The organism is Aeromonas sp. QDB11, from assembly GCF_027705265.1.
Classification (GTDB): domain Bacteria; phylum Pseudomonadota; class Gammaproteobacteria; order Enterobacterales; family Aeromonadaceae; genus Aeromonas; species Aeromonas allosaccharophila.
This window is the reverse complement of the sequence record NZ_JAPDBM010000130.1, coordinates 1-3,467: the sequence shown is the minus strand read 5'-3', so window position 1 is coordinate 3,467 and position 3,467 is coordinate 1. Positions and strand designations below refer to the sequence as shown.

Below are 3,467 nucleotides of genomic sequence, written 5' to 3'. Positions count from 1 at the left end.
CGCTTAAAAATAATAAAAGCAGACTTGACCTGATAGTTTGGCTGTGAGCAATTATGTGCTTAGTGCATCTAACGCCGCCATAAACGGCGACAGGGTGGCGCGCCTATTGCGCATAAAATGGCGAAGCCATGCGCAACAGGCGCGGAATCTCTGGCGTCCGGTTTGATGGCTTTGTTATGCAAAGGACTAGTCTTCAATGACGTGTAAACCACGGCGCTTTAAGTCCTCCAACGAATCCAACATTCCCCTTATTAATTCAACAGGATGCCCCTCCCAGTCTTCAACAACGCCAACAATTCTCAAGGGTTCGCAGGTTCTATAGGACTGTGTTGGATTACCGGGAAATCTTTTGTTCGTAAGATTCGGATCGTCTTCGAACGGTCCTGTTGGCTCAACTATGTATATGTAGCCGCGACCCTCGAGGCCAGACAGTGACATAGCAAGTTCAGCTCCCCAAACTGCTGGCTCCATCAAGGCTGAAAAGTAGATGTGCTTAAGAATACGACCGTCCTCGAAATGAGAGATGAACCCTGTGGTTAGCAAGTCACCAATCGCCAAATTGGCTTTGGTTCCATGATAGAACGGTCCTTGCACCTGCTTGTAATTATCATGAGAGATGGGAATCCAATCTTTTACCATTTTAAGACCCTTAATTGTTGGGATTTGGCTGCATAACGCCTGAAATAAGCCGTGCCGCGAAGCGGCATCGGCTTGATTGAATTGTTAGACGGCAAACTCGAGCCAATACTTGTGCAGGCCAACAATATTAGACGAGCACAGCATGGGCATTGCCGCTTTGATCTTCTCCAGTGACCAATTCCACCACTCCATCTCCAGAAGCAATGAAATTTCCTCATCGGTGAAGCGTTTCTTAATCTTCTTAGCGGGATTGCCGCCAACGATAGCGTAAGGCTCCACATCTTTTGTCACCAACGAGCGGCTGCCTATCACCGCACCGTGCCCGATCTTGATTCCGGGCATGACCATTGCCTCAGAGCCGATCCAAACGTCATTGCCAATGACAGTATTACCTGCTTTTTGGAAGGCATCGAGTGCGCTTGAGAATGCAGGTTCTTCCTGCATATAAAAGAACGGGAAAGATGATGCCCAGTCGTACCGATGCCCCTGATTGCCAGCCATGATAAAGGAAGCCCCACTCCCGATAGAGCAGAAACTACCGATGATCAACTTATCAACGTCATCACGGTCCGGAAACAGATACCGTGCGCAGTCATCGAATGAGTGCCCATGATAGTAGCCAGAGTAATAGCTGTACCGCCCAACTTTGATATTGGGGTTCTTCACTTGCTCAGAAAGCAGCTTGCCTTTGAAGGGGCTATCAAAGTAGTTGGTCATAAGAGATCCCGCGGTCTGTGACTTTGCCGTCTAACGTTTGAAATAAGGGGCGCCGAGCGCCAGCGAGGGGAGCCAAAAGCTTGCTTTTGGCCGTCCCGACTTGATTGAAGGGTTGGGCGATTTTGCCATTAGATTTTTTATAAATTTAGTGTGTTTAGAATGGTGATCGCATTTTTCTTGGCTTTTATGCTTGATGTTAAATTCGACCCCAAGTTTCCTGTAAGTGCGGACACAAAAACATATTTATGTCCTGATTTGCTTATAATAAACCCTTCAAACCATCCGTTTTGTAAGGTTCTATTTGCTGTGAATCCTGCACCAGTTTTCCCATACAGTTTTGTACTATTATCCAGATCTTGTAGATACATGTTCTCTATGGTGTTTTCTATGGCTGAGTTTTTAACTGGGAGATTGTGATTAATAATTTTACGCAGGAATTGAATTTGTTCTTCTGGTGAAATTTTTAAGCTACTTTCGAGCCATGCTTCTGTTAATCCGTTGTTTCTTTCTTTATCTCCAGAGAAGTCTTGATTTCCATAATCAAAATCTTTGAGATAATTCTTGATTTTATTTAATCCAATTTTTTGGGTTATTTCTTGCGAAACCCAAACAACAGAAAATTGCATCCACGTCTTTGGTGTATGATTGCTGTTCCAGATCTCCATTCCTTTGGGGGTTTTATCCCATTTGAATATGGTTTTCTGATCTATTATTTCCGCATCAAATGCCATAAGTGATAATGCGATCTTGAAAGTTGAATCTGGTGCCATTTGCGTTGCACACTTTGCTTTATTGAATTGAGCAATTTCAGCGTTTGTGGATGCATCGTAAAGTAAAAAACAACCTTCAGTTCCTTCAAATAATGGAGATGCAACAGTAGAGATATCTGTTGATGCACTGGCGCTGCTGTAGATAATATTTGCAATTATTAAAAAAATAGCGAAGTTGATATGTATTGTGTTTTTCATAATAAGTATTGGTTTGGTAAAGGGCTTAATTTTAACGGCTAACAATTAATGAGGCTCCGGGTTCGCCCAACGTTTGACATGAGGGGCGGCCAAGGGCGCCAGCCCTTGGACGTCCCCCTCGATGGAAGGGTTAGGCATCACTGCGTGTTCGCTCGAATGCCTGGCGTGTTTGAACCATGTACACGGCTGGACCATCTGGGGTGGTTACGGTACCTTGCCTCTCAAACCCCGCTTTCTCGTAGCATCGGATCGCTCGCAAGTTGCTCGGCGACGGGTCCGTTTGGATCTTGGTGACCTCGGGATCATTGAACAGCAACTCAACCAGAGCTCGAACCAGCTTGGTTCCCAAGCCTTTGCCCAGTTGTGATGCATTCGCCAGTAACTGGTCTATTCCGCGTACTCCTGGATCGGTTTCTTCTTCCCACCATCCGTCCCCGCTTCCAAGAGCAACGTACGACTGGGCATACCCAATCGGCTCTCCATTCAGCATTGCAATGTATGGAGTGACGGACTCTTGCGCTAAAACGCTTGGCAAGTACTGTTCCTGTACGTCAGCAAGTGTCGGGCGTGCTTCTTCTCCGCCCCACCACTCGACGATATGAGATCGATTTAGCCACTCATAGAGCATCGCAAGGTCATGCTCAGTCATGAGGCGCAGTGTGACGGAATCGTTGCTGTTGGTCACGATGCTGTACTTTGTGATGCCTAACTTTGTTTTTGCGTTGCTCATGATGTCTAACTCCCAATTTGTGTAGGGCTTATTATGCACGCTTAAAAATAATAAAAGCAGACTTGACCTGATAGTTTGGCTGTGAGCAATTATGTGCTTAGTGCATCTAACTTTGTTTTAGGGCGACTGCCCTGCTGCGTAACATCGTTGCTGCTCCATAACATCAAACATCGACCCACGGCGTAACGCGCTTGCTGCTTGGATGCCCGAGGCATAGACTGTACAAAAAAACAGTCATAACAAGCCATGAAAACCGCCACTGCGCCGTTACCACCGCTGCGTTCGGTCAAGGTTCTGGACCAGTTGCGTGAGCGCATACGCTACTTGCATTACAGTTTACGAACCGAACAGGCTTATGTCCACTGGGTTCGTGCCTTCATCCGTTTCCACGGTGTGCGTCACCCGGCAACCTT

The 3,467-nt window shown here is 46.4% G+C and carries 5 protein-coding genes; 1 reads left to right on the top strand and 4 read right to left on the bottom strand.

Annotated features, from left to right (window positions below; translation table 11 throughout):
• Positions 1 to 186: 186 nt before the first annotated feature.
• The 4 genes from OKC40_RS21990 to OKC40_RS21975 all read right to left on the bottom strand — a co-directional run bounded on the left by OKC40_RS21990 (position 187) and on the right by OKC40_RS21975 (position 3,009).
• Entirely contained in the window at positions 187 to 639 is a 453-nt protein-coding gene (locus OKC40_RS21990) for an NAD(+)--rifampin ADP-ribosyltransferase Arr-3 (RefSeq protein ID WP_001749986.1), read from the bottom strand.
• 84 nt (positions 640 to 723) lie between these two features.
• On the bottom strand, positions 724 to 1,356 hold the full coding sequence (locus OKC40_RS21985) for a type B-3 chloramphenicol O-acetyltransferase CatB3 (RefSeq protein ID WP_000186237.1): 633 nt from the start codon (positions 1,354 to 1,356) through the stop codon (positions 724 to 726).
• 137 nt (positions 1,357 to 1,493) lie between these two features.
• Positions 1,494 to 2,324, bottom strand: a complete 831-nt coding sequence (locus OKC40_RS21980) for an oxacillin-hydrolyzing class D beta-lactamase OXA-1 (RefSeq protein ID WP_001334766.1) — start codon at positions 2,322 to 2,324, stop codon at positions 1,494 to 1,496.
• A gap of 130 nt (positions 2,325 to 2,454) precedes the next feature.
• A complete protein-coding gene (locus OKC40_RS21975) occupies positions 2,455 to 3,009 on the bottom strand; it encodes an aminoglycoside N-acetyltransferase AAC(6')-Ib3 (RefSeq protein WP_032488579.1) in 555 nt (184 codons plus the stop codon).
• A 291-nt stretch (positions 3,010 to 3,300) separates the two neighbouring features.
• Here OKC40_RS21975 and OKC40_RS21970 point away from each other — a divergent pair.
• The coding region (locus OKC40_RS21970; protein WP_042027161.1) for a phage integrase N-terminal SAM-like domain-containing protein at positions 3,301 to 3,467 on the top strand (167 nt) is incomplete at its 3' end.

Excerpts from the sequence above, each read along its gene's own strand:
- OKC40_RS21990 (WP_001749986.1), bottom strand. The coding sequence starts at position 639 with ATGGTAAAAGATTGGATTCCCATCTCTCATGATAATTACAAGCAGGTG.
- OKC40_RS21985 (WP_000186237.1), bottom strand. The coding sequence starts at position 1,356 with ATGACCAACTACTTTGATAGCCCCTTCAAAGGCAAGCTGCTTTCTGAG.
- OKC40_RS21980 (WP_001334766.1), bottom strand. The coding sequence starts at position 2,324 with ATGAAAAACACAATACATATCAACTTCGCTATTTTTTTAATAATTGCA.